Genomic DNA, 26,515 nt, shown 5'->3' on the forward strand with positions numbered 1-26,515 from the left:
TATAAAAATTGGTTATTAACACTCTGTTAACAGTGTTATAATAGACTAAGTACAGTTATAATCGATAAAAGGGAGGGTGTAGATTATGATGATTTTAGCGTGATAAAGACAGGGAAATGGTCGCTATAACCACCTTTATACTTCTTACCTACATAGGTTCTAAAGGGTTGACCTTTGAATTTTCCATGATACTGTGTTAGAGATTTAATATCAAAAACGTCTGCTTCATCAAAAGCTAATTTAGAATGTTTAGTATCAAAGAAATTTGTAGAAAAAAGAATTTGATCAAATAGATTCCATTCAAAATCATGATTTAAACTACCAACATCTTGTGACCAAACAGTTTTAAAAGGATTAAAAAGTCCACCATCTTCTTCAATTAGCTCTAAGCTTTTATTATTAGGATTGTCATTAAAATCTCCCATGACAATAATTCTCTCATTTTCATTTTCTGATTTAATAGAATCAATAATTTCAAGTACTTTTTGTGCTGATGCGATACGTTTAGGTTCCGTTTCTTTTTCACCTTCTCTTCTTGATGACCAATGGTTAACGATAATGTTAAGGTTTTCACCATCTAATTTTCCTTTGACTAATAATATATCTCTTGTGTAATCTCGTAAACCTTCATCTGTTTCAAGATAAATCGAGTATGTTTCAGAATATTCTACATTAAATAAGTTAGGTTTATAGAGCAGTGCCACATCAATACCACGCTCATCAGACGAATCGTAATGTACAAAGCTGTAATCCTCATCATCGAGATGCTTACTTTCAACTAAGTCGTTGAGTACGCGCTTATTTTCTACTTCAGCTAATCCAATAATAGCAGGAGCATGGCTATTTTCATCTGGACCTATTTTTGAAATAACAGAGCTAATTTTTCTAAGCTTATTATGATATCTTTTTTTTGTCCATCGTTTTCGCGAAGTTGGTAAGAAATCATCGTCGTCACTCATTGGGTCATTAATGGTGTCAAACAAATTTTCAATGTTATAAAATGCAACTGTATAGATATCGTCTCTGTTAGTCATAGCACTAAATATATGACTTTAAAATCTTAATCGGAATAATGCATTTGTTTAACTTTGCACTTTGGTTTTTATATGATTGAAAAAAAGGATATTGTATTAGAAAAAGTAGTTCTTGTTGGGATAATTACACAAGATCAGGATCAAGAAATGTCTAAAGAGTATTTAGATGAGTTAGAATTTTTGACCTATACGGCTGGTGGATGTGTTGTAAAACGATTTACCCAAAAAATGAATATGCCAAATGCTAAAACCTTTATTGGTTCTGGTAAGATGAACGAAGTGATGCAGTATGTTAAAGACAATGAAGTAGGGACTGTGATTTTTGATGATGAATTATCACCAGCCCAAGAGCGTAACATTAGTAAAATTCTTAATTGTAAAATCCTAGATCGAACCAATTTGATTTTGGACATTTTTGCGCAACGTGCACAGACAAGCTACGCAAGAACGCAAGTTGAATTAGCGCAATGTGAATATTTGTTGCCAAGACTTAAAGGAATGTGGACACACCTCGAAAGGCAAAAAGGTGGTATTGGTATGCGTGGACCAGGTGAAACTGAAATTGAGACCGATAGGCGTATTGTAAGAGATAAAATTGCGCTTTTAAAAGCAAAAATTAAAACCATTGATAAGCAGATGGCTGTTCAACGAGGTAATCGTGGTAAAATGGTTCGTGTTGCTTTAGTGGGTTATACAAATGTTGGTAAGTCTACACTAATGAATGTCATTAGTAAAAGTGAAGTTTTTGCTGAGAATAAATTATTCGCAACGTTAGATACCACAGTTCGTAAAGTGGTGATAGGAAACTTGCCATTTTTAGTAAGTGATACTGTTGGTTTTATTAGAAAGTTACCGACGCAATTGGTTGAGTCTTTTAAATCAACTTTGGATGAGGTAAGAGAAGCAGACTTATTATTACATGTGGTAGACATATCGCATTCTAACTTTGAAGAACATATAGAGTCTGTAAATCAAATCCTAGATGAGATTAAGAGTAAAGACAAGCCAACAATTATGGTTTTTAATAAAATAGATGCTCATAAACCAGAACCTATTGAAGATGCGTTAGAGGTGTCTAAAGCAAATTATACCATAGATGATTGGAGAAATACATGGATGTCAAAAATTGGAGACAATGCACTGTTCATCTCTGCACTAAATAAAGAGAACCTTACTGAGTTTAGAAAACGCGTGTATAAAGAAGTAAGGGAAATTCATGTTACAAGATTTCCTTATAATCATTTTCTATATCCTGATGTAGAGGATGTCAACTAAAAAAGGAAGGTGACTAACCCTCCTTTTAAATTATTATTTAAAGTATCTATTAGAATTTATAGCTTACACCAAACGTATAGTAAGACTGTAAATCATTATCTACATTGTCAAAAGTTGCTGCTGTATCTCCAAGTGTATTAACAGCATAATTGAGCGCTTCTTGTTTATTGCTTCTCAATCCAAAATCAAATCCTACACCAAAGTTTTTCCATAAGGTATAACTGAATGAATTAATCCATGTCCAGTTAGATAGGTCACTATCCTCATAACTTTGAAACGTAGATAAATTAGATTTTAAGTTCACTTTACCAATGCTAGCAGTGTAATCAGCTACAATTTTAGCACCCAATGAAGAATTGAATATAGTGTCATCATCCGCAAATACAAAGTTGTAGTTTAATGGGTGTATCACAACCACTAGGTTACTAAGTGGTGTCCAAGTGGCACCAACACCTAAATCTAGGTATCCTGGATCATTAAAGTTATCTAGAATTGTAGTTCTGTATTCTAATAATCCTGAAACAGCCCATTTGTCGCTTAATCTTCTCCCGTATAATGAAGATAAATTAAAAACGTCTGTTGTAGGTTCAAAACTGTCATTGTCTGTTGCGTCGTCCTTATCGTCTAATTTTACCCAGTTTAAATTGGTATTTAAAGAGTTTCTCCAAAAGAATTTATCTTCGATTAAGTTAGCAAAGGCATTTACCGTAAAACCAATATTACCAGATTCGTTATTTGGAGCACCTTGTGCATACCAATTATTAAAGTTAGAAAGACTTCCTCCTATAGTACCAAAGGCACCAACACGCCATCCTGGTAATGCATCTATTTGAGCTTGTAGTGCATCTGCTTCACCCTGAAACTTATCTGCTTCTGCTTGCTTCTCTGCTTTTTGAGCTTCTAATTCTTCTTTTGTTTGAGAGAATCCAAAAGAAACCGCCATTATTAAAATGGCTAAAACGATTAATTTTTTATTCATAATTAATAGGTATTAAATGGTTTAATGTAATCTGTGCAAATATAAGCGAATAATGATTTATCTCTATAATTAACGTATGTTATGTGTGTAAGACCTATTATTTAGTGAAAGGTCACACTTTTCAGATTATTTTTTTTTGTGAAGTGGTACGGCCGAACAAGCTTCTCCAAACATAATAGATTTGGCAACAGGCACAAGTCTTTCCGTAAGCATAACCAAAGCATTAGCTGGTACAGGTTTGTGGGAACATCCTTTTATGATAACAGGCATGTCTTTATATTCGGATAAATCCATTTCAGAAATGATTGAAGTGTACAGAATAGATTCGAGATGATCTAAGTCACCTAATACCACCTTTTTAGCAATACCCATTAAGTTAACCGTTATAAGCATGTAGGCCCAGTCTGGTATTATGGCGTCAGACGAGCAAAATAAAGCTACGTAGCTGGTATCATACTGCGACCAGTCGTGTGCTTTAACTGAGGCTCTAAAGTCTTTTTCCCTTAAAACCAGCCCTTCGAATAACCAATCTTTAATATCGAACAGTATGCGATTACCGTCTGGATAAAAATCCTCAAGATCAATAACTTTTAATTTGCTATTTGCAACTCTATTAATTATTTCTTCTGCCATGCTATAGCATTCCTAGTTCTAGTTTTGCTTCTTCACTCATTAAATCTTGAGACCAAGGTGGATCAAAAGTAATTTCAACTTCTGCATCTTTTACTTCGTTTATAGACTTAATTTTTTCTTCAACTTCTAAAGGTAGTGTCTCTGCTACAGGGCAATTAGGTGTTGTTAAAGTCATTAAGATTTTAACGTCATAGTCTTCGTTTACAAACACATCGTAAATAAGGCCTAATTCATAAATGTCCACAGGAATTTCAGGATCGTAGATTGTTTTTAAAACCCTTACGATTTTATCACCCAAAACATTGGTATCTATAGTTGTATCACTCATTTTAGTTCAATTGTGTTTGGTATGCAATAGCATACATTTTTAATTGTTTTATCATGCTAACCAAACCATTAGCTCTCGTTGGAGACAAGTGCTCTTTTAATCCAATTTTATCAATAAAGTCGGTGTTAGCTTCAATAATTTCATTTGGATGCTGACCAGAAAACACACGGATTAATATCGCAATTATTCCTTTAGTTATAATAGCATCGCTATCTGCGGTAAAACTTACTTTATCGTCCTCCATATCAGCATGTACCCATACTTTACTTTGACACCCTTTTATAATATGATCATCAGTTTTGTATTTATCATCAATTAAGGGTAAAGTTTTACCTAAGTCAATCATGTATTGATAGCGCTCTTCCCAATCATCAAACATTGAGAATTCGTCTATAATTTCGTTTTGTACTTCAGCAATTGTCATCGTCATTTATTTTGTCGCAAAATTACAAAAACCCTACTGTTTGGTAGCATTTTCTTTAATGGATAACACTTTATTAACTATGGCTTCGATTTCTTTTGGAGGATGTCCATGATCAAAGCTTTGAGATGTAAATTCTTCCTTATTGCTTATTACAATTAATGTTGCTATTGGTGCACCATCAAATAGGCGTTTATCTGTGGGAGCTTTTAATTGACTAATTGTTTTAAGATCAACTTGATTTAGCATTTGTGTTAGTTCATCTCTATCACCATTTGAGCAATTATAGTCACTGAAAATATTTAAATTTCGGTCGCTTGAAAGACGCACTTTAGTGTCAGAAATTTTTATGTAATCAAAAGCTCCACGAGATGTGGTTTGGTAAATAAGAATCGGGTTCGTTAAAGCTAAATTTTTACTTGATTCGGTTGGACTGTTCTTTGTCCCTTTCAATATGGTATTACCCTCAGACGAAAAAACAAGTGTATTGTCAATAAACTCTATGGTTTCAGATTTATTTAGGGCTGATAAAAACATGCGCTCTGTATTGCTGATTTCAGCACCACAGAATTTCTTAGAGGATGCAATATTGCTGATGCTAATTTTACCTTTCTCAAATGTATAAGAGCCAAAAAAACTATTACAACCACCAAAACCTGTAACTTCATTTTTTTCTGAAAAAGAAATTTTTAAAGTTTTTGATGTGATAGATTTGTCTGCTAATTCTGTAATGATGTAATCGCCAACAAGAGAATTCTGATCCATAATTTTAGCATCTATATCATTGTTTTTTGAGTTACACGAATCTGCCATTAAAACAATACTGAGCAGTGATAAAAGAAATTTCATTTTAGACTATTTTAGGTTAAAGATATTGTTTTTTTATAAGCTAATTCTATGCCAAAAAAAAGACGCCATATAGGCGCCTTATTTATTTTATCTGATATTTTAATTACCAGTGAATTCATCTCTTGGGCCACCAGGAGCCAGAACTGAACGCATTCTTTCTTTTTGTCCCTGTGTAAATAATCCCATACAGTCATCATCAGTATAGTCCATATAATTTTCTGTCATATCAATAGAACGACAATGACTAACTTGACCAGGACAGCCATAATTTGGACGATCAGATTTTGGTGTATCAGAAACAAAATCATCTCTATTACATCTACCATCTCCCCAAATATGTCTTAGATTTAACCAATGTCCAACCTCATGTGTTGTAGTTCTACCACCATCAAATGGCGCTGTTGCAGTTCCGTTTGTTCCAAAATACTGAGGAGAAACAACCACACCATCAGTAGAAGCGTTTCCACCTGGGAATTGAGCATATCCTAAGATACCACCACCAATATTTGCTACCCAAATAGTTAAGTGACCAGGTTGAGCCGGATAAACAGACTTAACAGCATCATTAGTTCCCCATTGGGAAGTAGAGTTTGCTCTTCTATCAATTGTTGCGAGTGTAAAGTTAATATCTACATCTGCACCTCTTTCAGGATATGTATTAACATCACTAAAATTTGTGTCATTGAAATCTGCATTTAAAACAGCAATTTGAGAATTTACCTGTGAATCACTTATGTTTTGAGCGCTGTTAGCATAAACAACATAAACATATACAGGGATATTAATTGATCCTAAACCATCATCAACTGGTGGATCTCCACCTCCGTCGTCTCCACCGCCGTTATTACCACCGCCATTACCACCGCCATTACCATTTCCTGGGCGCAAATTGTTTGTGAATCTTCTAGATCTTTCTTCAATATTGTACATCGTCTGGTATAAGCCAGGGTTTTCATTTAACTGTCTATTTAAAACAGCCATAGTTGTGCAGTTTTTACCGTTTGCTGCACGATCTGTAGTCATGGATTCTGATGGATCTGTCAAAAGATAGAAGTCAGACATGTCAATTGTAGTTTCTTGTTCTTGATATTCATTAGCATCGTCGGAACAACCAATGAAAAGGACGCCAATAAAGGCTAATCCTAATAAAGATTTTTTCATAAATTTTAAAGGGTTTTAAATTAGCAACCCGAATATATGATAATTATTCAAAATATTAACAGAAATTTAAGCAAATACTGAGAATATTTGATAAAGTGTTTAGGTCAAAAAATAATGATTTTTTGATGAAAGAGATTTAACTTTCTAAGAGTTAAAGGGTTAGGATAGCATCATAATCGACTTTTTAAGTGCAGAAATAAATAAGTCGATTTCTTCTTTAGTATTATAAAACATAAATGAGGCTCTCACTGTACCTGGAATTTGATAAAAATCCATAATTGGCTGTGCACAATGGTGACCAGTTCGCACTGCAATACCCATTTTATCGAGTAATGTCCCTAAATCATAAGGGTGGATGTTACCGACATTAAATGAGATTACCGAAGTTTTGTTATATGAAGTTCCATAAATTTTCAAGCCATCAATTTTCAGTAATTCTTCCGTTGCATAGTTGAGCAATTCATTCTCGTAAGTAGCAATGGCATCAAAGCCAATAGTATTCATGTAATCTAATGCAGCTCCAAAAGCAATACCTCCACAAACATTAGGCGTACCTGCTTCAAATTTGTGTGGTAGATCAGCGTAAGTAGTTTTGTCAAAAGACACTTCGGCAATCATCTCGCCACCTCCTTGATAAGGCGGAAGCTTATTTAACCATTCTTCCTTGCCATATAACATACCAATACCTGTTGGGCCACAAATTTTGTGCGCAGAGCACACATAAAAATCAACATCTAAAGCTTGGACATCTGGTTTGATATGCGGACATGCCTGAGCACCATCAATGAGAACAGCAGCACCAACTGAGTGCGCCTTTTCTATTAGATATTCTATGGGGTTTATTGTACCAAGTGCATTAGAAATGTGATTTACAAAAACTAGTTTTGTATTCTCATTAAGCAAGGCATCGTATTCGGAGAGGATTAATTCACCCTCTAAACTCATTGGGATCACCTTAAGTGTTGCACCTGTTTTTTCACAAAGCATTTGCCAAGGCACAATGTTGCTGTGATGCTCCATTGCAGAGACTATAATTTCATCTCCTTTATTTAAAAGAGAGGAAAACCCATTAGCAACCATATTAATGCTGTGTGTTGTTCCTGAGGTGAAAATAATCTCGTAAGGGTGTTGAGCGTTAAAATGCTTCTGAATGGTTTGACGCGCATGCTCGTAGGCATCAGTTGCCTCTTGACTTAGTGCATGAACACCTCTATGAATATTGGCATTATAACTTGTGTAATAATCTACAATGACATCAATGACCTGCTGAGGTGTTTGAGATGTCGCTGCATTGTCTAAGTAAATTAATGGTTTGCCATTGACCTCCCTTTCTAGGATTGGAAAGTCCTTCCTAATTCTCTCTACATTAAATCCCATTTCTTTCTTGCTCTGAAGTTTAAAGGTCAAATCCTATATCTACACCTAATTTATTGGCAATGATCTTGGTAATTCTAGTTTTTATTTCAGGTATTTTAACAGAATCTAATACGTTATTACTAAATGCAAACATTAATAGTGCTTTAGCTTCCTTTTCTGGAATACCTCTAGATCTTAAATAGAACAAAGCGCTTTCGTCCAATTGCCCAATAGTACAACCATGAGAACATTTTACATCATCAGCAAAAATTTCTAATTGTGGTTTTGTATTGATGCTTGCTTTATCACTAACAAGAATATTATTATTTGCTTGGAAAGCGTTGGTCTTCTGTGCTTCTTTTTCTACAACTACCTTACCGTTAAACACACCTGTTGCACTGTCATCAAAAATACCTTTATAATCCTGATGGCTTTCACAGTTTGGTTCTATATGGTGAACCAAAGTATTGTGGTCTACATGCTGTTTGTCACCAATTATTGTAATACCCTTCATTGTTGAATCAATACGTTCGCCGTTTTGAAAAAAGTTGAGGTTATTACGCGTTAGCTTACCACCAAAAGAGAAGGTGTGTACCTTGGCAATACTTTCTTGCTTTTGATTGATATAGGTATTATCTATTAACGATGCAGATTGTCTGTCGTTTTGTATTTTGTAGTAATCTACAATTGCTCTTTTATTAGCAAAGACCTCGGTTACACTATTAGTAAGTATTGGGTTATCCGTTAAGCTCTGATGTCTTTCAATAATTTGAACATGAGAATTTTCATCAACAACAACCAAGTTACGTGGCTGTAACATTAAAGCGGATTCATTTCCGGTAGAGAAATGTAAAATCTGAATTGGCTTTTCTACCAATTTGTTTTTTGGAATATGAATGTAAGCACCCTCAGCTGAAAAAGCCGTGTTAAGTGATGACAAACCATCCTTTGTTGCGATTTTATTGAAATAGTTTTCAATAATTAATCGGTATTTTGGCTTCGTTAAAGCCGAAGACATTAGGCAAACATCTATTCCGTCGTGTGTTGTTTGAGATAGATGCGATGAGTATTTACCGTCTATGAAGATGATTTTATACGAATCAATATCATGAACAAAATACTTTTTAACGTCTTTATATTCTAACGCTTTTTCGTGCTTTGGGAATACACTGTAATCATGTTTTAAAACTGAATTTAATGATGTGTATTTCCAAGCCTCTTGACGCTTAGTCGGAAACCCTTCTACTTCAAAAGTTTTTATAGCTTCAGTTCTAATATCATGAACAGGAGAGTCTATGTCTACCATATTCTCAAAAGCCATAAAGGAGGATACTAACTTCTCTTTTAATTCCATCTGCTTAATCTTAAGCGTTTACTTCTTCTTTTACCCAGTCGTAACCTTTAGCTTCTAACTCGTGAGCTAATTCTTTTGGTCCTGTCTTTACAATTTTACCATTATGTAGAACGTGTACATAATCTGGTACTATGTAATCTAATAGTCTTTGGTAATGCGTAATCACAATAACTGCATTATCTTTTGATTTTAGCTTGTTAACACCATTAGCAACGATTCTTAAAGCATCAATATCTAAACCAGAATCTGTTTCATCTAGTATAGCTAGCTTAGGTTCTAACATGGCCATTTGAAAAATCTCATTTCGTTTTTTCTCACCACCTGAAAATCCTTCATTCAATGAGCGCGAAAGGAACTTACGATCAATCTCAAGTAATTCTGATTTTTCTCTGATAAGTTTCAACATTTCGTTAGCAGGCATATCTTCCAATCCTTTTGCCTTTCTTGTTTCGTTGATGGCTGTTTTTACAAAATTTGTAACACTAACACCCGGAATTTCAACAGGATATTGAAATGAAAGAAACACACCTTTGTGAGCGCGTTCTTCTGGTCCAAGTTCATCAATATTCTCACCATCTAGGATGATTTCGCCTTCGTTAACTTCATATTCTTCTTTCCCAGCAACAACTGAAGCTAGAGTACTTTTACCTGAACCGTTTGGTCCCATAATAGCATGAACTTCGCCTGGCTTAACATCGAGATTGATACCTCTTAAAATGGCTTTATCTTCTACACTTGCGTGTAAATTCTTTATCTTTAACATAGTTCTTAATTTCCTAGTTTAATAACGTCGTCTCTATTTGGATCTGGTGCCTCTACATTTAAGATCTCTTTGATCTCTAAATTATATTTCCAAAGGCTTTCTTTATTTGTATTTTCTACCTTTTTTACACGTACCGTAACAGGTACTGAGGTATAAGCATCTTCTTTAAATGGTGCTACTTTTTCATTCAGTTGCTTGGTGGTTTCGTCTATAACGATTCCAAAAATTTCATTTGTAGTTTGTAAAACAGCAGCATTCTTATTTACATCGTAAACAAAATCACCTTTCATGGTTATGTAACCATCATTGGCATCATAGGATTTTGCACGATTTTCCTCTAAACTGCTATTTTGTTCAGATTCGTTTTTGCAACTACTGAAACATAAAGTAACAAGGAGTATTAATATGAGCTTTTTCATAATTTTCATTTTAACCTACAGAACCTTCTAAACTGATTTCTAATAGTTTTTGAGCTTCAACAGCAAATTCCATTGGGAGTTTGTTTAATACTTCCTTACTAAATCCATTGACTATTAAGGCAATTGCTTTCTCAGTATCTATACCTCGTTGGTTACAATAAAAAATCTGGTCTTCACCAATTTTACTTGTAGTGGCTTCGTGTTCTATCTGAGCTGTTTTATTTTTTGCTTCGATATATGGGAAGGTGTGTGCACCACATTCGTTACCCATTAACAAGCTATCACATTGTGAAAAATTCCTTGCGTTCTTTGCTCTTGGGCTTATCTGAACTAAACCACGATAAGAGTTTTGAGATTTACCAGCTGAGATCCCTTTAGAGATGATAGTTGATTTTGTGTTATCACCTAAATGAATCATTTTAGTACCCGTATCTGCTTGTTGGAAATTATTAGTTACGGCAATTGAATAGAATTCTCCAACCGAATTATCTCCTTTTAGCACACAAGAAGGATATTTCCATGTTACTGCACTACCAGTTTCAACCTGGGTCCAAGAAATTTTAGCATTCTTCTCGCAAAGGCCACGCTTGGTTACAAAGTTGTATACACCACCTTTACCTTCAGCATTTCCTGGGAACCAGTTTTGTACCGTAGAATATTTGATTTCAGCATCATCTAATGCAATGAGCTCAACCACAGCAGCGTGTAATTGATTTTCATCTCTACTTGGAGCAGTACAACCTTCTAAATAACTTACATAACTGCCCTCATCAGCAATAACTAATGTTCTTTCGAACTGACCAGTACCTGCTTGATTAATTCTGAAGTAGGTCGATAATTCCATTGGACATCTCACACCCTTAGGGATGTAGCAAAAAGAGCCATCACTAAAGACTGCACTATTTAAAGCAGCGTAAAAATTATCTTTTTGAGGTACTACTGTACCGATATATTTTTTGACTAATTCTGGGTGTTCTTGTATCGCCTCAGAAATACTCATAAAAATGATACCTTTTTCAGCTAAGGTCTCTTTAAAGGTTGTTGCTACCGAGACAGAATCTACAACAACGTCCATTGCAACTCCAGCAAGTTTTTTTTGTTCATCTAAGGAAATTCCTAGTTTTTCAAAAGTTGCTAAAAGCTCAGGATCTACTTCATCTAAGCTATCATATTTTGGTTTGCTATTAGGAGCAGAATAATAGGATATCGCTTGGAAATCAGGTTTTTCATAATGAACATTTGCCCATTCTGGTTCCTTCATTTCTTTCCAGGCCTTAAACGCCTCAAGGCGCCAGTTCGTCATCCATTCTGGCTCATTCTTTTTCTTAGAAATCGCTTTAACGATATCTTCATTGAGTCCATTCGGGAACGTTTCAGATTCTATATCTGTGTAAAAACCATATTCGTATTCTTTGGTCTTTAGTTCCTCTCTTAAATCGTCTTCAGTATATTTACTCATGGATTTTTGTTAAAGTGAAAATGATTCTCCACAACCGCAGGTGCGATTGGCATTAGGATTATTAAAGACAAAACCTGTCCCATTTAATCCTCCAGAATATTCTAAAGTTGTCCCAATTAAATAGAGAAAACTCTTTTTATCAACAATGATCTTAATACCATTGTCTTCGAAAACCTTGTCTCCATCAATTTGTTCTTTATCAAACTTGAGATCATAAGAAAGCCCAGAGCAACCACCGCTTTTTACTCCGACTCTAATGTAGTCAGTACTAGGGTTGTAGCCGTCGTCAGTCATTAATTCCATGACCTTTTTCTTGGCTTGTTCAGAAACTTTAATCATATCGTCTAACTAGATTCGTTCTAAATTGAATGCAAATATACGATATAACTGAGCTCAAACCATGTTTCCTAACATTATATTAGTATATGATTTAATAGGAATTGACTATGCCTTAATAGGCGATTTTAGTCTTGAGTAATTGAAGTTTTAAATGGTATAAAGTTCTTAGTGTAGATTTAATGTGTTTGTCTGGTGAACTGATGTTATCAAAATTCCCATGGACATCCGTTTGTACCACTGTGCCACAACATTTACACGTTAACTCGTATGAATTGTCATTATACTGATTTGATCTGATAAAATTATGACCGAGTACTGCACAAGGTAATGCGAAGTTGGCATTGGTTTTCATAAGTAGGGTTGTTTTGGTTAAATGAAGATAATTAAAATCTTTCGAGTTATATGACCAAATACCTAATTATTCGATGAAATGCACAGGTTAAGTTTTGTGACAGGCTCTATTAATTCTGAAAATCTGGATTTGTAATGAATGAAGCATCCGATAATGTGAGTAAAAAAGCTTTGAGATCAGCTTTTTCGCTATCTGTTAATTGAACACCGCCTTGATCAATATTTTTCATGAGTGGATCAATCGTAGGTGAGTCTTGAAGGCCTTCACTATAGAAATTAATTACTTCATCTAAAGTTGAAAATCTGCCATCGTGCATGTAAGGTGCTGTAAAGGCTAAATTCCTCAACGAAGGGGTTCTAAATTTCCCATTATCATTTGGATCTCCAGTCACTGCGCCTAAACCTAGATCTGTAAATTCACTATCCAATCCATTGTTATGAAAATCGTTGTCTGTCCATAATGGACTATTTGGATTACCATGACAATGAAAACAGTCACCTTTATCCTCACGTAGAAAGATATCCAATCCGTTCAGTTCTTGATCCGTAAGATCAGTTTGCCCAAGAGAATAATTATCAAATTTTGAATTGGCAGAAATAAGTGTTCTTTCAAATTGAGCAATGGCTTTAGTTGTTAATTCTTTAGTAATGGTTGAGGTATTAAATGCTTTTTGAAATAAGCTCGGGTATTCGGTATGCGATTGTAACCTAGCAATTACATTTTCCCAATCACTATGAAGTTCAATAGGATTTTCAACAGGCTCCTCCGCTTGTCGTTCTAAACTTAGAGCTTGACCATCCCAATTAAATCGATCGCTATAATTCCATGCGAGATTAAAAAGAGGCATAGAATTTCTATTACCTGGAATACCATCAATACCTACGCTTGTTGAAGAATTATCTGAGAAAGCATTTTGTGGTGCATGGCATGACGCACACGATTTTGTGCCATTTGCAGAAAGAATATTATCAAAAAATAACTTTTTACCAAGGGCAATTCCTTCTCTTGTCTGAGGATTATCGTTGGGAATTATGGGTGCCAATATATTTTCTGAAAAAATTATTGGAATATTAAGTGCTTCTTCTGTTGGTGAGAAATTTGAATCATCACTACTACAATTCGAAAAACTCATTGCGCAAAAAACCATTACAGTCCAATAGAACCTATGTATTTTCTTATTGAGAAACATTGCCTAGACTAAAAACATTTTGACCGTTTTGAAACATTTGAATTTGGGCTTGAGAATTTGGCATGAGCATCTGATTTAGAACATTTAAATCCCAAAGATTAGGTTCCTTAAACCATTGAGCAATATTCATTTTAATCTCTATTTCTGCATTACTGTTTAATTCAATGCTTCCTAAATCAACCTCAAAAAATGTGTCTTGAGGAAAAGTTGGATTAGTTCCTGGGTTGTCAACAGCTCTAATAGAATGAAAATTGTAGCCTTGTTCTTGAGAATTAGAATCTATGAATTTACCATCTAATTGCATGTAATGATAACCACCACCTAGCATGGCTGGCACATTAAAATTTGCCGTATTTAAGTCTGCTAAATTTTCAGAATTATCATCATTATCTAAACCAAAAGTAAAAGAAACATTATAGGTGCCAGGAGGTATAGATTGGGAAGGTAAAAACATCAAATCATTATTGGTGACATCAATAAGATGGTGAAAGTCCATTTCAAAGGTTTCATTATTATTGCTAAAAACAATGTCAGACACAACATACCTTAATCGTTCTATACTTAAAAGTTCACCATTCGCATTTGCATATTGAATTGCATTAAAATTAATGTTTGTAATTAGCGCACCATCCCAGTTATGCGAAAACTTAAATGTCGTATTTATTTCAGGAATAGGATTATCATCGTTTTCACTACAGGCGCATATAAATATTGACAAGAAAGCGTATAAGAATATAGATTTTTTCATCAGTCTTCAATTTTTAGGAGTAATAAGTCTGTAAAACCTTGGTTTAATAAAATATCACCATCATTACTCGTGCTGTCTCCAGTTACAATGATAGAACCGTCATTTAATTGAGCGATATCATAAGCGAAATCAATATTAGAGCCACCGACAGAACGCTCCCAAATGATATTACCATTTGGATCAACTTTTAAAATCCAAGCATCATTTTGCCCTTTATTTATTGCAACATCATTATCACTGCTTCTAGAACTTCCCGCTAGAATAAAATTTCCATCTGAGGTAGACTCAAGGGCTCTTGCAACATCAAAGTTTGATCCACCAAGTGTTTTTTCCCATAAGACTTCTCCAGAAGGTGTAATTTTTATCAGCCAAAGGTCAGCACCACCATTATTATTAGAAACGTCGAGGTCATTACTTCTGGTATCTCCTGCAATTAAAAAATTACCATCTGTGGTTGAAACGATGGCTCTACCTTCATCGATTTGGGTACCACCAAGTGATTTTTCTGAAATAAGTTGACCATCTGCTGAAATATCTAAAAGCCAAAAGTCATACTCACCTAAATTATTTGAAATATCAGTATCATTACTATCAGAACTCCCAATGACTAAAAAGCTATTATCATCTTTTTGGATTATACCATAGGGTGTATCGGTAAAGTTGCCACCATAATAATTACTCCACTCTAGAGAACCGTTTTGATTCGTTTTAATAAGCCAATAATCACCACCTGCATGTTTTGGAGACACTCTATTTGTAGCGCCTAAACCACCTGAGGCAGTTACATCAATGATACCTGAAAGTAAGAGACCACCATCGTTTGTCTCAAGCAATGAAATGCCAGTATCAGCACCAGAAAAACCATATGACTTTTCCCATAGAAGATCGCCTTGTGCATTCAATTTTATTAGCCAAAAATCTTGAAAACCAAAATTTTCAGAAACATCTATATCAGCACTAAAACTATATCCTAGGATGGCATAACCTCCATCTGAAGTTTGAATAATTGAATTGCCTCGATCGTCACCACTACCACCAAAAGTCTTTTGCCATTCTATGGTATTAAGGGCATTATACTTAATAATCCAGAGGTCAAAACTTGTGTCCTGTTTGTCTATGATATCACCATCATTACTTTGGGTATATCCTAGGATGGCATAACCTCCATCATTTGTTGCAACAATTGAACGCCCACTTTCATTGTTAGAACCGCCTAAAGTTTCAACGGCAACTATTGAAACGTTATTAGAAGTTGAAGTAGTATCATCACTCGAACAACTCATACATAGCATAGTAAAGCAAAGAAATATGGCCTTGAGCGATTTCATAGGTTTAATTTGGCCTTACTACAAATAATCCACCTTCAATATCACTTATAATAATATTACCGCTCTCAAAAAATGGATATATGTTCCAAGCACCATTAAAAGAGGTGTTGTCATGTGGGATAAAAGTGTCAAAAAACCCAATTTCGGTCATTGTCCCAGATGCAATATCCGAAACATCTACCACCCTTAAACCAGCAGTATAATTTGCAATGTAGAAGTTATTACCAACAACATAGCCGTTGTGATCTATAGCAGCTGTAGGGCCTAAATAGTCCATTTGAAATTGAGGATCGTCTAAATCGGTAAAATCAAATACTATTGTTCTTGAGTTGAGACCAAAATTAATTTCATCTACCTCATCACCTAATAAGAAATAAGTCATATCCTCAGTAAACCAACCTTGATGTGTATATCCAATATTACTATAATCTATTGTAGAGATCTGAGTTGGAGCACTCTTGTCTGTTACATCTACAAGTACAACTTCGTTAACATTACTCCCAATTAGTATTTCTCTTCCTGTGTAATCGGCATCTGGACCATTATAAGTGACTACTTGCGCATCATGAGAATAGGCATCATCCGCATAACCACCAGCAGCGACCGGATTTAATGGGTTTTGAATATCTACAAAATGTGGTCCTCCTGAAAAGGTGTCAGAACCAACAGCATAAGCAAATCCACTGGCTTCATTAATAACAATATTGTGCGCTTTGCCAAAACCATCATACACCGCATCTGGTGCAAATATTTCTGGCGGGTTGGTGACATTTCTTAATCGGGTTAAATCAAAAACTTGCATGCCGTGATCTCTATCTGCTGGTGGTACGCTCGATGTAAAATCAGCTACTATAAATGCATAGTTGTTATAAACTTTAATGTCGCGCCAAATACTATTAACGGTTTCAGTTGGTATTCTACCTAAGTAAATGGGTTGAGAAGGGTCTGATATATCTACAAAAGCCGCACTAGTGGTCGTACCAACGAGCGCATACTCTTTACCAGTTTCTGGATCGGTCCATCCCCAAGAATCATTGCCTTCTGCTCCAGATCCACCAAGATCTTCAACAGGAATATGACTCATTAAATCATAACCATCGCAAGGATGACCATTAGCAAATCCATTTATGCAAGGGAATTGAGGTACAATTGTACTGTCATCACAAGCATCGCCAATACCATCTCCATCTGCATCTTCTTGACCAGGATTTGGAATTGTTGGGCAATTATCTACATCATCATTAATACCATCATCATCATCATCATCATCACAAGCATCTCCTAATCCATCATTATCCGTGTCTATTTGATCTAAATTTGAGACGTCAACACAATTATCAAAAGCATTTGTTATCGTATCATTATCGATATCTGTGTTGCCAGGATTTAAATCGTCATTTGAACAGCCAAAATAAAAGACTAAAGCCAATGCAGTTAAAAGATAAAGTGAAGATTTAAGAATGGAGCTTTTCATAATCTTTTTTTAGCAAGTTAGTCTAAATTTTACTTTTAATGGAAATTACGGTTGAAATTATCCTAATTATAGGATAAGGAAAATAAAAAACGTAATATTTTTGCACTATGTTAGAAGATAAAAATCCACAGCGCACACCACTTAGCGAATTAGGTGAGTTTAAATTAATAGATCACTTAACTAAGCATTTCACTGTAACCCAAAAATCTACCATAAAAGGGATTGGTGATGATGCGGCAATATTAAATTTTAAGGATAAGGAAATCGTGGTTACAACCGACTTGTTGGTTGAAGGTGTACATTTTGATTTAAGCTACGTGCCGTTAAAGCATTTGGGTTACAAGGCAGTCATGGTAAATCTGTCTGATGTATATGCAATGAATGCCAAAGCTACTCAGATTACTGTATCTATTGCAGTTTCAAACAGATTCCCGCTTGAGGCATTGGAAGAATTGTATGCTGGGATAACCACTGCAGCCAAAATTTATAATATTGATGTGGTGGGTGGTGACACAACCTCTTCAGTATCTGGGTTAGTAATTTCTATCACTGCTCTTGGAGAAGTGTCCCAAAATAAGGTAGTAAAGCGTGATGGTGCTAAGCCAAATGATTTATTAGTTGTGACAGGTGATATTGGTGGTGCCTATATGGGACTTCAGGTTTTAGAAAGAGAAAAAGAGGTGTTTAAGGTTAATCCGAATAATCAACCAGATTTATCTATGTACACTTATATAGTTGAGCGTCAACTCAAGCCAGAGGCAAGAAAAGACATAGTTGAGTTGTTAGAGAAATTAGAGGTTAAGCCTACAAGTATGATAGATATAAGTGACGGATTATCCTCTGAAATAATTCACATTTGCGAACAGAGTAATGTAGGAATAGATTTGTATGAAAATAAGATACCACTAGACCCTCAAGTTATTTCAGCTTGTGAAGAATTTGATATTGATAGTACAACAGTTGCCTTAAATGGAGGTGAGGATTATGAGTTGCTTTTAAGCATTTCGCAAGAGGATTATCCTAAAATAAAAGCGAATCCAAATTTTACAGTTATTGGTTATTTTACTGAAAAAGAAAAAGGAAGACATTTAGTAACTCGAGCAGAAGAACGTATAGAAATAATTGCTCAAGGATGGAATTCTCTTAAGAATTAACCATTAATAGTTTTTGGCTACGCTCTAGTCGTTTATTATGCACTTTATTTAAAATAGAATTGATTTCCTTGTGTTTCGGTGTAAGCGGAATGAATTTACCGTTACCATCGATAGTCATTTCAGAATTACAGTGTTTGCATTTGTATTCTTTGACATGAAACGTCACTTTTTTAGACACCTCATATTGATGGCCAAACAAAGAACAATAAACATTTTTCATTTAAATAGTAGTGTTTATATAGATTAAGGATTCACAAAGGGAGACCTAATATATAAAAACTAGTTATTCACAAGTTATTAACAATTAATAAATCGATGAACTGAGTGATTTTTGCTTTAAACGCATTAATCTGTTTTCATAAATTCGCTCTAAGGTTGAATTTATGTCTTGATACTTTGGGGTAAGCTCGATGAGTTTGCCATTACTGTCTGTAGTAAGTTGCTTTTTGCAACATTTGCATGTGTAAACTTTTACGTGGTTGGTAACTTTCTTGGTCATTTCGTAATTATGGCCAAAAAGGGCACAATAAAGTTTGGTAGGCGTCATCGTAGAATTGTGTTATATATTTTGATTTTTTAGGGACAATAAACTTAGTCAAAAAATCAAATAAAAAACGCCAAAACGATTTATTTTTCGATATAGTGTTTAAAAATGTAAGATAAATCTGATTTATTTTCAATATGACTCATATGACCTTCTGAAGTTTCGAACAACTCAATTCTAGTATTTATAATATGATCTTTAATGTTGTCGATATTGATTAGCAAGTCTTTTTTTCCGAGGATAATGTATTTCTTTCCAGTTATTGCTTTAAAGATTTGAAATCTATTAGGTCGTTTAGCCATTCCTTCTTGTGCTGCTATATAACCTTGAATGGAAGTTTGTAAGGCTATATTCAGTGCTTCATTATAAGCAACTTTATATTTTGAAATGCTCTGGGTTGCAAACAAGTTCTTAAAGGACGTGCTGATCAAGGTTTTATAATTTGTTTTTGCCATTTCGGAGGCTGATTTTCTTAGTTTAATTCTGTCCTTATCATCACCAAGAAATGTGGAGTTCATTAGGCATAAATCTGTAATAAAGTTTGGATACAGTTCTGCCATGGCCAAAGCAACATAGCCTCCCATTGAATGTCCAATAACCTTAACCTCAGAAATATTTAAATTGGATAGCACAGCATAAACAGCTTCTGCCATTTCTTCCATGGTGTGGATGTAACCTATGGAATCTGTTTTGCCATGTCCTAAAAGATCAGTTGTAATTACCTTGTGAGATTGGGAGAGAATTGCTGTAAATTCATCCCACATGGATAGATTTTCCAAAAAGCCATGGAGCAATAATATTGTATCTCCAGATCCATGAACTTCATAATTAATGCTACTATTTTTATACTTTAGAATCATGGTCACAAAGATAAATTAAGCGATTTATATGAACCTATTTCATCCTTTGTAAATTACTATATTTGGTAGACTTAAATGATAAATCAATCTATGAAACTGACTCGACTCCTGGTTCTGCTTATATGCTTATCGAGTACATTTTTAAATGCTCAATTAAATGAAGCGAACCTAGACACTCTTATTGAGGAGACCTTAAAAACCTTTGAAGTTCCTGGAATTTCGGTAGGTATTTTAAAAGGTAATGAAGTCGTTTATGCGAAAGGACATGGCGTTAGATCCTTAACCACTCAAAAGAGCATGAATGAAAATACCCTAGTTGGTGTAGCCTCCAATAGTAAGGGATTTACCTGCTTTGCCTTGGCCATGATGATTGATGAAGATAAGCTTAACTGGGACGATCCTGTGAGAAAATACATTCCAGAATTTCAACTTCATGATCCTTGGGTCACAGAACATTTTACTGTTAGGGATTTAGTGACACATAGAAGTGGAATGGGACTTGGCGCAGGCGATTTAATGTTCTTTCCAGAAGGGAATGATTTTACTGTTAATGACATCATCGATAATGTAAAATATTTAGAACCAGAGAGTTCATTCAGGAGCAAATACACTTACAACAATAATATGTTTATAATTGCTGGTGAGGTATTAAAACGTGTAAGTGGCTTAAGTTGGGAAGAATTTATTGAACAGAGAATCATGAAGCCTGTTGGAATGACAAACAGCAAGGCTTCTTATAATCGTGTAAACGATAAAGGAAATATTATTGAAGCACACACAAGGGCAGATGGCAAAGTCATTCAAATACCACATGATTGGAGCGAGACCGCAAATGCCGCAGGAGGTATAGTTAGTAATGTGCCAGACATGCTTACTTGGGCAAAATTCTTAATGAACGATGCTGTTACCGAAAATGGTGAACGACTTTTAAGTAAGGTGCAATTTCATGAATTGTGGCAATTGCAAACACCTATAAAAGTAAGGCCAGGAGATTGGTACGACTCTAATTTTAGAGGCTATGGACTGGGATGGTTTGTTACAGATGTAAAAGGAGGTCACAAACAAGTCTATCATACAGGTGGTCTAATTGGTACAGTCACACAATTCACCTTAATTCCTGATTTAGATTTAGCCATTGTGGTATTAACCAACCAAATGAATGGATCAGCATTTCATACCATCACCAATACCATTAAAGATTCATATTTGGGCTATGACGATAGAAATTGGTTAAAGCGATATGGGGATCGTAATGCAGACTTTATTAAATACAATGATAGTCTTAAGGCAGATGTTTACGCCAAGGCCAATAAGATAAAAGGTAGCTCGATTTTACCTAAGCCAGAACAAATTGTTGGGACCTATTCAGATAATTGGTTTGGTGATATTGTTATTAGTAATAATGAAAGTGGTTATATGATTAAATGTAAAAGATCTTCAAGGCTTTTTGGCGAGTTGTTACCCTATAATGCTACAACCTTTGTTGCCAAATGGAATGATAGGAGCTATGATGCAGACGTGTTTGTTCAATTTACTTTCGATGAAAACGGTAATGCAGTTTCGGCAACTATGAAATACATTGCGCCAATTACTGATTTTAGCTTTGATTTTCACGATTTAGAACTTGTAAAGACCAACTAAGTGAACATACAACGCAAAGAACTTTTAGTCACAAGTTTTGCTTTATTCTCTTTGTTTTTTGGAGCAGGGAACTTGTTATTACCACCATTATTAGGTTATAATGCTGGTGAGAACTGGATTTGGGTAACTATTGGTTTTATGATTACCGCTGTGCTCATTCCTATTATTGGAATTTTAGCCCATGCCAGACTTCAAGGGACTATGTATGATTTTGGTAAAAAGGTAGCGCCTTGGTTTAGCTCTATCTATTGTATCATTGTGTATATCATATCCGTAGCAATTCCTTCTCCACGAACGGCTTCTGCGACACACGAGATTGCAATTCATCCAGCCTTTGGAACAAGTCCTTTATTGACCAGTAGTATTTACTTTGCTTTGGTTTTGGTGTTTGTGTTGAACCGTTCAAAAATCTTGAATCTCATCGGTAAGTTTTTAACGCCGTTAATTGTTATTATACTTTTGGCAGTGATTGGTATAGGATTGACTTCGTCATCATTGACAACAGGGACATCAACATTTGAAACACCTCTAGTCTCAGGAATTTTAGAAGGCTATCAAACCTTTGATGCTATTGGCGCTGTGGTTGTTGGAGCCGTAATTATTGTTTCCCTGAACTTTAAAAATATGAAGGTAAGTCGGTTTGAATCTAAGCGCAAACTTATTAGAAAATCTGGCTTTATAGCTGGCACAGGACTTTTTGTTATCTATGCAGGACTCATTGCAGTTGGCGCCTATTATGGTTCTGAGATTGCAGTTGATACGGCATTAAGTTCTGATATGCAACGTGCAAATCTGTTAAGAGGTATTAGCATTGCAGCTTTAGGTAATTTTGGCAACGCGGTATTAAGTATTTTAATTGCTCTGGCTTGTTTTACAACCGCTGTTGGTATTGTAGCCGGAACAGCAGATTACTTTCGAGGTGTGTTCAATAAATCGAATACGGCCTACTTTGTCACTGCTGTCATTGCATGTATTGCAGGAGTTGGCGTAGGACAATTAAATTTCCATTCTATAATTGTAATTGCTTATCCGGTTTTATTATTCATATACCCAATAACAATTGTACTGATTATTTTGAATGTTCTTCCAGAGCGTATAGGAACACCATTGGTGTTTAGAACTGTAGTTATCGTTACTTTTATTTTCAGTATACCAGATTTTCTTCAATATTTAATTCCTGAAAACGCTTTAATTTCTTTTATTGATTCAATTCCATTAGCAAATAAAAACTTAGGTTGGGTATTACCAGCAGTAATTGCATTAATTGTTTCTAACTTATTCCAAAGCTCTAAGACGAACTCAGATTCTTAATGGCAGAAAAAGCTTTGTCTACAAGGTGATTTTCGACTAAAACTGTGAATTCATTTGTTGTAGAGATGACTTCGTAAAGGGATATATTTTCCCATGCAAAACGTTTAAAAATCTGGTAGTATAAACCAGAAATTTTAGAATTGTTCTCAGGTAGTCGAATACTTATAGCAGACAGATTATCTTGAGAGCCGATCATCTTCTCTTGCTTAAAACTTTGAAGTACATTCTGTTTTTCTGATTCTGAAACCACGATGTTACTTTCGTAGATTCCTCGAGAAAAGCCGTAAAAGGCTTTTGGGTTGAGACTTTCTAAAACTTTAGCATGACTCTCAATTAAGGTACTGGAGTTTTGGTATGTAAAATCTAATAAGTTAGATCGGACGGTTATATCACCAAGTTCTCTAAGTACAAATTTGAGTTGTTGAGATTGACGTAAATGATTAGGTGGATTGTAACGTCGTAAAGCCATCATAATGGCACCAGTCTTTACAGGTTTTCTCAACATTTTGCTTATTGGCTCTTGTAGTTCTTCAGACAACGCAGAAAAGTTGATAATCTCTCTGAATAAGGCCTCTTCTAAAAAGGGCTGTGTAATTAATATTTCTTCAACACAGGAAGCAATAGTCTTCATTTTGTTATATAATTAACAATATGTGTAAAAGTAAACTATTTCTTTTAATTATTTATCAATTATTGAAGTGCATTTTATTTTTGTAATCAAAATAAGAGATATGCTAGTATATAAGTTCGGTGGGACTTCAGTTGGTTCAGTTGTTAATATGAATCATGTCAAGGAAATCATAAACACAGACGGTAGAAAAATTGTTGTGCTATCTGCAATGTCAGGCACTACAAATGTATTAGTGGAAATTTCAGAATTGATAGCTCAAGAAAAGAGAGAAGATGCAATTTTAAGAATTGATGTATTGAATGAAAAGTACAATGCAACGGTTTACGACTTAATAACGGATTCGATATTAAGAACAAAAGTAGCTGAATATGTGAATACTATTTTTAAGTCACTGAGAGCTCTCGTTGACAGCCAATATTCCGTAGGCTTGCATAATAGAATTGTTGCTAAAGGAGAGTTACTTTCTACATTTATGTTTAATTACTTTTTGCAACAAGAAGGTATAAATGCAAGGTTATTGCCAGCTCTAGAATTCATGAGGATTGATAGGAACAATGAGCCAGATTTATTTTACATAAAACAAAATTTAAATCGTTTATTGGATTCCTCTGAAGAAGCCGATATTTATATTACTCAAGGTTTTATATGTTTGGATGCAGATGGCAACATCACAAATTTACAACGTGGCGGAAGTGACTACACCGCTACAATCATAGGTGCAGCTATCGAAGCAGATGAAGTGCAGATTTGGACTGATATAGATGGTTTTCATAACAATGATCCAAGGTATGTAAATGACACCTCTGCCCTTTCAAATTTGTCTTATGATGAGGCTGCCGAATTGGCTTATTTTGGTGCAAAAATTCTGCATCCATTAACGGTAATGCCTGTAAGAAATCTAGATATTCCTTTAAGATTAAAAAATACGATGGCACCTGAAGCACATGGAACATTAATCACAAATAAAATTCATGGTGAAGGTATTAAAGCCATAGCCGCTAAAGACAATATCACTGCAATTAAAATCAAATCAGTAAGAATGCTATTGGCACATGGATTCCTGAAGCGTGTTTTTGAAGTTTTTGAGAAATATGAAACAGCCATAGATATGGTTACCACTTCAGAAATTGCAGTATCCTTAACCATTGATAATACAACGCATTTAGAATCTATTGTTGATGAACTACAAAAATTTGCTACAGTTGAGGTTGATGATTATATGAGTATTGTTTGCCTTGTTGGAAATCAAATAATTTATCATCCAGATACGCCCGAATTGTTTCAAGTGCTTCAAGATGTCAATGTTAGAATGATCGCTTATGGTGGTAGTAATAATAACATTTCGCTCTTAGTAAATACGAGTGATAAGTTAGAAACATTGCAGAAGTTACAACGCTACATTTTTGAGAATGAACCTCAATTGGCACTTAACGCTTAGTTACAGTCCAAAGCGTAACTGGCAGAAGTGTCTTTATCCCAACTATCTGGTATGGCATTGAGTTGTGTAGAATTAACTTGAATGCAGGTTAAGTTATTAGAAGTGCAATCCATGGTGTTTAGGTTAACTTGATTGCTTAAATCAAGGCTGGTGAGTTGGTTGTCTGCAACCGCTAAGAAAACAAGTGAACTGACATCACCAAGCTCGAGATTTGACAGGTTGTTGTTATTGCATTCTAACCAAATCAATGAATTGTTGTTACTCACATCAAGACTTGTAATCTGTGTATTATCATTACTGTATATCAGTTCTAAGTTAGCATTGTTGCTTAAATCTAAACTTGTGATTGGCAGGTTTTCACAACGCAGAATGGAGAGCAGAGGATTATTACTAATATCTAAACTTGTCAATGGGTTATTATCTACCGATAGATTATTGAGATCTGTATTGTTGCTCAGATCAATACTACTAATCTGATTATTATTAAATGCCAGGCCTTGAAGTGCAGTATTGTTACTCACGTCTAGTGTTGTAAGCTGGTTACCACCCAAACCTAAACTTGTTAAATTTAAATTCTGACTTACATCAATATCAGATAATTGACACCCTAGACAAGATAGGACTTCTAATTGCAGATTATTACTCACGTCTATATTAGAAAGCTGAGCATCCCAAAACATTAATTTTTTAAGTTTAGGATTATTAGAAACATCTACGCTGGTAAGATCAACAAAACGACAATCAAAATTTTCTAATTCAGGATTGTTCGAAACATCAATACTGGTTATGTCATTGTTATAGCACCACAATACTTCTAATAAAGGATTATTGCTTACATCTAATCCTGTTAATGCACTGTTGTCATAGGTATATAGTTCTTTAAGATTAGCATTATTACTAACATCAATGGATGTCAAAGCATTTGCATGACACCTCAGTATTTCTAATTGTGTATTTTGAGTAACGTTCACACTCGAGAGACTATTAAATCTGCTATAACTACAATCGAGCTCCTTTAGATTCGGATTGCTTCTTAAGTCTAATGAAGAAATACTTTGGCCACTGCAATTGAGAATTTCTAAGCTTGTAAAATATTCAATACCTGTAAGATCTGTGATGTCATTACTTGTATCATCAAAATTTATGTCCGAAATATTTAATTGAGTAACGTTGGCTACATTTGAGATTAACAGATTTCCGTCTAAGATATCATCGTAACCCAAATTTATTAAAGCTTGTTCAAAAACAGGATCTGGGATATTTCCTTCATTTGATGAGGAATTGTCATCATCATTGTCGCAGGATAAATGAATGAAACAACATAGTGCTAGAAAGTAGAAAAAAGGAATGGTCTTTTTCATGATAAAACGGTCTAAACCATTACTAATTTAATCCAAATTAATCTGACATACAATTGATTACAAAATTCAGGTCTAACTTTTTAAAATAATAATTAGTTTTAGGCTAACCTTATA

Annotated in this window: 28 protein-coding genes; 5 read left to right on the plus strand and 23 right to left on the minus strand. The window is 34.7% G+C overall.

The features are described from left to right. Positions 1 to 83: 83 nt before the first annotated feature. On the minus strand, positions 84 to 1,034 hold the full coding sequence (locus tag ACRHOC_RS03690) for an endonuclease/exonuclease/phosphatase family protein (RefSeq protein WP_431157194.1): 951 nt from the start codon (positions 1,032 to 1,034) through the stop codon (positions 84 to 86). Between the two features lie 72 nt (positions 1,035 to 1,106). On the opposite strand from ACRHOC_RS03690, the gene hflX reads away from it, so the two are divergent. Next, the gene (hflX, locus tag ACRHOC_RS03695; RefSeq protein WP_431157196.1) at positions 1,107 to 2,309 is read left to right on the plus strand and encodes a GTPase HflX; all 1,203 of its coding nucleotides are present in this window, start codon (positions 1,107 to 1,109) and stop codon (positions 2,307 to 2,309) included. A 49-nt stretch (positions 2,310 to 2,358) separates the two neighbouring features. On the opposite strand, the gene ACRHOC_RS03700 is transcribed toward hflX, so the two are convergent. The 17 genes from ACRHOC_RS03700 to ACRHOC_RS03780 all read right to left on the minus strand — a co-directional run bounded on the left by ACRHOC_RS03700 (position 2,359) and on the right by ACRHOC_RS03780 (position 17,461). After that, on the minus strand, positions 2,359 to 3,288 hold the full coding sequence (locus tag ACRHOC_RS03700) for a DUF3078 domain-containing protein (RefSeq protein ID WP_431157198.1): 930 nt from the start codon (positions 3,286 to 3,288) through the stop codon (positions 2,359 to 2,361). Between the two features lie 126 nt (positions 3,289 to 3,414). Then, a complete protein-coding gene (locus ACRHOC_RS03705) occupies positions 3,415 to 3,921 on the minus strand; it encodes a DUF2480 family protein (protein WP_431157199.1) in 507 nt (168 codons plus the stop codon). Position 3,922: 1 nt separating this feature from the next. Then, positions 3,923 to 4,249, minus strand: coding sequence for a DUF59 domain-containing protein (locus ACRHOC_RS03710; protein ID WP_431157200.1), 327 nt, complete (start codon positions 4,247 to 4,249; stop codon positions 3,923 to 3,925). A 1-nt stretch (position 4,250) separates the two neighbouring features. Continuing rightward, positions 4,251 to 4,673, minus strand: a complete 423-nt coding sequence (locus tag ACRHOC_RS03715) for a SufE family protein (RefSeq protein ID WP_431157202.1) — start codon at positions 4,671 to 4,673, stop codon at positions 4,251 to 4,253. Between the two features lie 33 nt (positions 4,674 to 4,706). Beyond that, positions 4,707 to 5,519 carry an META domain-containing protein gene (locus tag ACRHOC_RS03720; protein ID WP_431157203.1) on the minus strand — a complete coding sequence of 271 codons (813 nt, stop codon included), beginning with the start codon at positions 5,517 to 5,519 and terminating at the stop codon, positions 4,707 to 4,709. A 99-nt stretch (positions 5,520 to 5,618) separates the two neighbouring features. Beyond that, a complete protein-coding gene (locus ACRHOC_RS03725; protein WP_431157205.1) occupies positions 5,619 to 6,680 on the minus strand; it encodes a zinc metalloprotease in 1,062 nt (353 codons plus the stop codon). 159 nt (positions 6,681 to 6,839) lie between these two features. Then, complete coding sequence (locus tag ACRHOC_RS03730) at positions 6,840 to 8,057, minus strand: aminotransferase class V-fold PLP-dependent enzyme (protein ID WP_431157446.1); 1,218 nt, start codon at positions 8,055 to 8,057, stop codon at positions 6,840 to 6,842. A gap of 19 nt (positions 8,058 to 8,076) precedes the next feature. Beyond that, positions 8,077 to 9,390 (minus strand): Fe-S cluster assembly protein SufD, encoded by a 1,314-nt coding sequence (gene sufD, locus ACRHOC_RS03735; protein WP_431157207.1) that lies wholly within the window; start codon positions 9,388 to 9,390, stop codon positions 8,077 to 8,079. 10 nt (positions 9,391 to 9,400) lie between these two features. Beyond that, positions 9,401 to 10,153, minus strand: a complete 753-nt coding sequence (gene sufC, locus ACRHOC_RS03740; RefSeq protein WP_431157208.1) for a Fe-S cluster assembly ATPase SufC — start codon at positions 10,151 to 10,153, stop codon at positions 9,401 to 9,403. 5 nt (positions 10,154 to 10,158) lie between these two features. Continuing rightward, complete coding sequence (locus ACRHOC_RS03745) at positions 10,159 to 10,572, minus strand: hypothetical protein (protein ID WP_431157209.1); 414 nt, start codon at positions 10,570 to 10,572, stop codon at positions 10,159 to 10,161. 10 nt (positions 10,573 to 10,582) lie between these two features. Next, positions 10,583 to 12,031, minus strand: a complete 1,449-nt coding sequence (gene sufB / locus ACRHOC_RS03750; protein WP_431157210.1) for a Fe-S cluster assembly protein SufB — start codon at positions 12,029 to 12,031, stop codon at positions 10,583 to 10,585. Between the two features lie 9 nt (positions 12,032 to 12,040). Then, positions 12,041 to 12,370 carry a HesB/IscA family protein gene (locus ACRHOC_RS03755; protein ID WP_431157211.1) on the minus strand — a complete coding sequence of 110 codons (330 nt, stop codon included), beginning with the start codon at positions 12,368 to 12,370 and terminating at the stop codon, positions 12,041 to 12,043. Positions 12,371 to 12,482: 112 nt separating this feature from the next. Beyond that, a complete protein-coding gene (locus tag ACRHOC_RS03760) occupies positions 12,483 to 12,722 on the minus strand; it encodes a hypothetical protein (protein ID WP_431157212.1) in 240 nt (79 codons plus the stop codon). Positions 12,723 to 12,831: 109 nt separating this feature from the next. Beyond that, positions 12,832 to 13,854 (minus strand): cytochrome-c peroxidase, encoded by a 1,023-nt coding sequence (locus ACRHOC_RS03765; protein ID WP_431157213.1) that lies wholly within the window; start codon positions 13,852 to 13,854, stop codon positions 12,832 to 12,834. Between the two features lie 43 nt (positions 13,855 to 13,897). Beyond that, complete coding sequence (locus ACRHOC_RS03770) at positions 13,898 to 14,659, minus strand: MbnP family protein (RefSeq protein ID WP_431157214.1); 762 nt, start codon at positions 14,657 to 14,659, stop codon at positions 13,898 to 13,900. Further along, complete coding sequence (locus ACRHOC_RS03775) at positions 14,659 to 15,987, minus strand: hypothetical protein (RefSeq protein WP_431157215.1); 1,329 nt, start codon at positions 15,985 to 15,987, stop codon at positions 14,659 to 14,661. Before ACRHOC_RS03775 ends, ACRHOC_RS03770 begins: the two co-directional genes overlap by 1 nt. A 4-nt stretch (positions 15,988 to 15,991) precedes the next feature. Continuing rightward, complete coding sequence (locus tag ACRHOC_RS03780) at positions 15,992 to 17,461, minus strand: choice-of-anchor B family protein (RefSeq protein ID WP_431157216.1); 1,470 nt, start codon at positions 17,459 to 17,461, stop codon at positions 15,992 to 15,994. A gap of 107 nt (positions 17,462 to 17,568) precedes the next feature. Between ACRHOC_RS03780 and thiL the strand changes: the two genes are divergently transcribed. Beyond that, positions 17,569 to 18,615 (plus strand): thiamine-phosphate kinase, encoded by a 1,047-nt coding sequence (gene thiL / locus ACRHOC_RS03785; protein WP_431157217.1) that lies wholly within the window; start codon positions 17,569 to 17,571, stop codon positions 18,613 to 18,615. On the opposite strand, the gene ACRHOC_RS03790 is transcribed toward thiL, so the two are convergent. The 3 genes from ACRHOC_RS03790 to ACRHOC_RS03800 form a co-directional block, all read right to left on the minus strand. After that, entirely contained in the window at positions 18,605 to 18,835 is a 231-nt protein-coding gene (locus ACRHOC_RS03790; protein ID WP_431157218.1) for a hypothetical protein, read from the minus strand. The two genes, thiL and ACRHOC_RS03790, sit on opposite strands and share 11 nt — an antisense overlap. Positions 18,836 to 18,919: 84 nt before the next feature. Then, positions 18,920 to 19,114: a hypothetical protein gene (locus ACRHOC_RS03795; RefSeq protein ID WP_431157219.1), complete on the minus strand. Its 195-nt coding sequence runs from the start codon at positions 19,112 to 19,114 to the stop codon at positions 18,920 to 18,922. Positions 19,115 to 19,242: 128 nt separating this feature from the next. Then, entirely contained in the window at positions 19,243 to 20,019 is a 777-nt protein-coding gene (locus tag ACRHOC_RS03800; RefSeq protein WP_431157447.1) for an alpha/beta fold hydrolase, read from the minus strand. Positions 20,020 to 20,109: 90 nt separating this feature from the next. On the opposite strand from ACRHOC_RS03800, the gene ACRHOC_RS03805 reads away from it, so the two are divergent. Together ACRHOC_RS03805 and brnQ are read left to right on the plus strand one after the other, a co-directional pair. Continuing rightward, entirely contained in the window at positions 20,110 to 21,660 is a 1,551-nt protein-coding gene (locus tag ACRHOC_RS03805) for a serine hydrolase (RefSeq protein WP_431157220.1), read from the plus strand. Then, on the plus strand, positions 21,661 to 22,971 hold the full coding sequence (gene brnQ, locus ACRHOC_RS03810; RefSeq protein WP_431157221.1) for a branched-chain amino acid transport system II carrier protein: 1,311 nt from the start codon (positions 21,661 to 21,663) through the stop codon (positions 22,969 to 22,971). On the opposite strand, the gene ACRHOC_RS03815 is transcribed toward brnQ, so the two are convergent. Continuing rightward, entirely contained in the window at positions 22,949 to 23,602 is a 654-nt protein-coding gene (locus ACRHOC_RS03815) for a hypothetical protein (RefSeq protein ID WP_431157222.1), read from the minus strand. The genes brnQ and ACRHOC_RS03815 overlap by 23 nt on opposite strands. 100 nt (positions 23,603 to 23,702) lie before the next feature. Here ACRHOC_RS03815 and ACRHOC_RS03820 point away from each other — a divergent pair, with 100 nt between their 5' ends. Further along, positions 23,703 to 25,040, plus strand: a complete 1,338-nt coding sequence (locus ACRHOC_RS03820; protein ID WP_431157223.1) for an aspartate kinase — start codon at positions 23,703 to 23,705, stop codon at positions 25,038 to 25,040. Here ACRHOC_RS03820 and ACRHOC_RS03825 read toward each other — a convergent pair. Continuing rightward, positions 25,037 to 26,401, minus strand: coding sequence for a leucine-rich repeat domain-containing protein (locus ACRHOC_RS03825; RefSeq protein WP_431157224.1), 1,365 nt, complete (start codon positions 26,399 to 26,401; stop codon positions 25,037 to 25,039). The two genes, ACRHOC_RS03820 and ACRHOC_RS03825, sit on opposite strands and share 4 nt — an antisense overlap. Between the last annotated feature and the right edge of the window lie 114 nt (positions 26,402 to 26,515).

The sequence above is a fragment of the Winogradskyella poriferorum genome (assembly GCF_050618035.1).
GTDB classification, from domain to species: domain Bacteria; phylum Bacteroidota; class Bacteroidia; order Flavobacteriales; family Flavobacteriaceae; genus Winogradskyella; species Winogradskyella poriferorum_A.

Bases quoted from the DNA above. Each gene is read 5' to 3' on its own strand.
- ACRHOC_RS03690 (WP_431157194.1), bottom strand. From the start codon at position 1,034: ATGACTAACAGAGACGATATCTATACAGTTGCATTTTATAACATTGAA.
- hflX (WP_431157196.1), top strand. From the start codon at position 1,107: ATGATTGAAAAAAAGGATATTGTATTAGAAAAAGTAGTTCTTGTTGGG.
- ACRHOC_RS03700 (WP_431157198.1), bottom strand. From the start codon at position 3,288: ATGAATAAAAAATTAATCGTTTTAGCCATTTTAATAATGGCGGTTTCT.
- ACRHOC_RS03705 (WP_431157199.1), bottom strand. From the start codon at position 3,921: ATGGCAGAAGAAATAATTAATAGAGTTGCAAATAGCAAATTAAAAGTT.
- ACRHOC_RS03710 (WP_431157200.1), bottom strand. From the start codon at position 4,249: ATGAGTGATACAACTATAGATACCAATGTTTTGGGTGATAAAATCGTA.
- ACRHOC_RS03715 (WP_431157202.1), bottom strand. From the start codon at position 4,673: ATGACAATTGCTGAAGTACAAAACGAAATTATAGACGAATTCTCAATG.
- ACRHOC_RS03720 (WP_431157203.1), bottom strand. From the start codon at position 5,519: ATGAAATTTCTTTTATCACTGCTCAGTATTGTTTTAATGGCAGATTCG.
- ACRHOC_RS03725 (WP_431157205.1), bottom strand. From the start codon at position 6,680: ATGAAAAAATCTTTATTAGGATTAGCCTTTATTGGCGTCCTTTTCATT.
- ACRHOC_RS03730 (WP_431157446.1), bottom strand. From the start codon at position 8,057: ATGGGATTTAATGTAGAGAGAATTAGGAAGGACTTTCCAATCCTAGAA.
- sufD (WP_431157207.1), bottom strand. From the start codon at position 9,390: ATGGAATTAAAAGAGAAGTTAGTATCCTCCTTTATGGCTTTTGAGAAT.
- sufC (WP_431157208.1), bottom strand. From the start codon at position 10,153: ATGTTAAAGATAAAGAATTTACACGCAAGTGTAGAAGATAAAGCCATT.
- ACRHOC_RS03745 (WP_431157209.1), bottom strand. From the start codon at position 10,572: ATGAAAAAGCTCATATTAATACTCCTTGTTACTTTATGTTTCAGTAGT.
- sufB (WP_431157210.1), bottom strand. From the start codon at position 12,031: ATGAGTAAATATACTGAAGACGATTTAAGAGAGGAACTAAAGACCAAA.
- ACRHOC_RS03755 (WP_431157211.1), bottom strand. From the start codon at position 12,370: ATGATTAAAGTTTCTGAACAAGCCAAGAAAAAGGTCATGGAATTAATG.
- ACRHOC_RS03760 (WP_431157212.1), bottom strand. From the start codon at position 12,722: ATGAAAACCAATGCCAACTTCGCATTACCTTGTGCAGTACTCGGTCAT.
- ACRHOC_RS03765 (WP_431157213.1), bottom strand. From the start codon at position 13,854: ATGAGTTTTTCGAATTGTAGTAGTGATGATTCAAATTTCTCACCAACA.
- ACRHOC_RS03770 (WP_431157214.1), bottom strand. From the start codon at position 14,659: ATGAAAAAATCTATATTCTTATACGCTTTCTTGTCAATATTTATATGC.
- ACRHOC_RS03775 (WP_431157215.1), bottom strand. From the start codon at position 15,987: ATGAAATCGCTCAAGGCCATATTTCTTTGCTTTACTATGCTATGTATG.
- ACRHOC_RS03780 (WP_431157216.1), bottom strand. From the start codon at position 17,461: ATGAAAAGCTCCATTCTTAAATCTTCACTTTATCTTTTAACTGCATTG.
- thiL (WP_431157217.1), top strand. From the start codon at position 17,569: ATGTTAGAAGATAAAAATCCACAGCGCACACCACTTAGCGAATTAGGT.
- ACRHOC_RS03790 (WP_431157218.1), bottom strand. From the start codon at position 18,835: ATGAAAAATGTTTATTGTTCTTTGTTTGGCCATCAATATGAGGTGTCT.
- ACRHOC_RS03795 (WP_431157219.1), bottom strand. From the start codon at position 19,114: ATGACCAAGAAAGTTACCAACCACGTAAAAGTTTACACATGCAAATGT.
- ACRHOC_RS03800 (WP_431157447.1), bottom strand. From the start codon at position 20,019: ATGATTCTAAAGTATAAAAATAGTAGCATTAATTATGAAGTTCATGGA.
- ACRHOC_RS03805 (WP_431157220.1), top strand. From the start codon at position 20,110: ATGAAACTGACTCGACTCCTGGTTCTGCTTATATGCTTATCGAGTACA.
- ACRHOC_RS03815 (WP_431157222.1), bottom strand. From the start codon at position 23,602: ATGAAGACTATTGCTTCCTGTGTTGAAGAAATATTAATTACACAGCCC.
- ACRHOC_RS03820 (WP_431157223.1), top strand. From the start codon at position 23,703: ATGCTAGTATATAAGTTCGGTGGGACTTCAGTTGGTTCAGTTGTTAAT.
- ACRHOC_RS03825 (WP_431157224.1), bottom strand. From the start codon at position 26,401: ATGAAAAAGACCATTCCTTTTTTCTACTTTCTAGCACTATGTTGTTTC.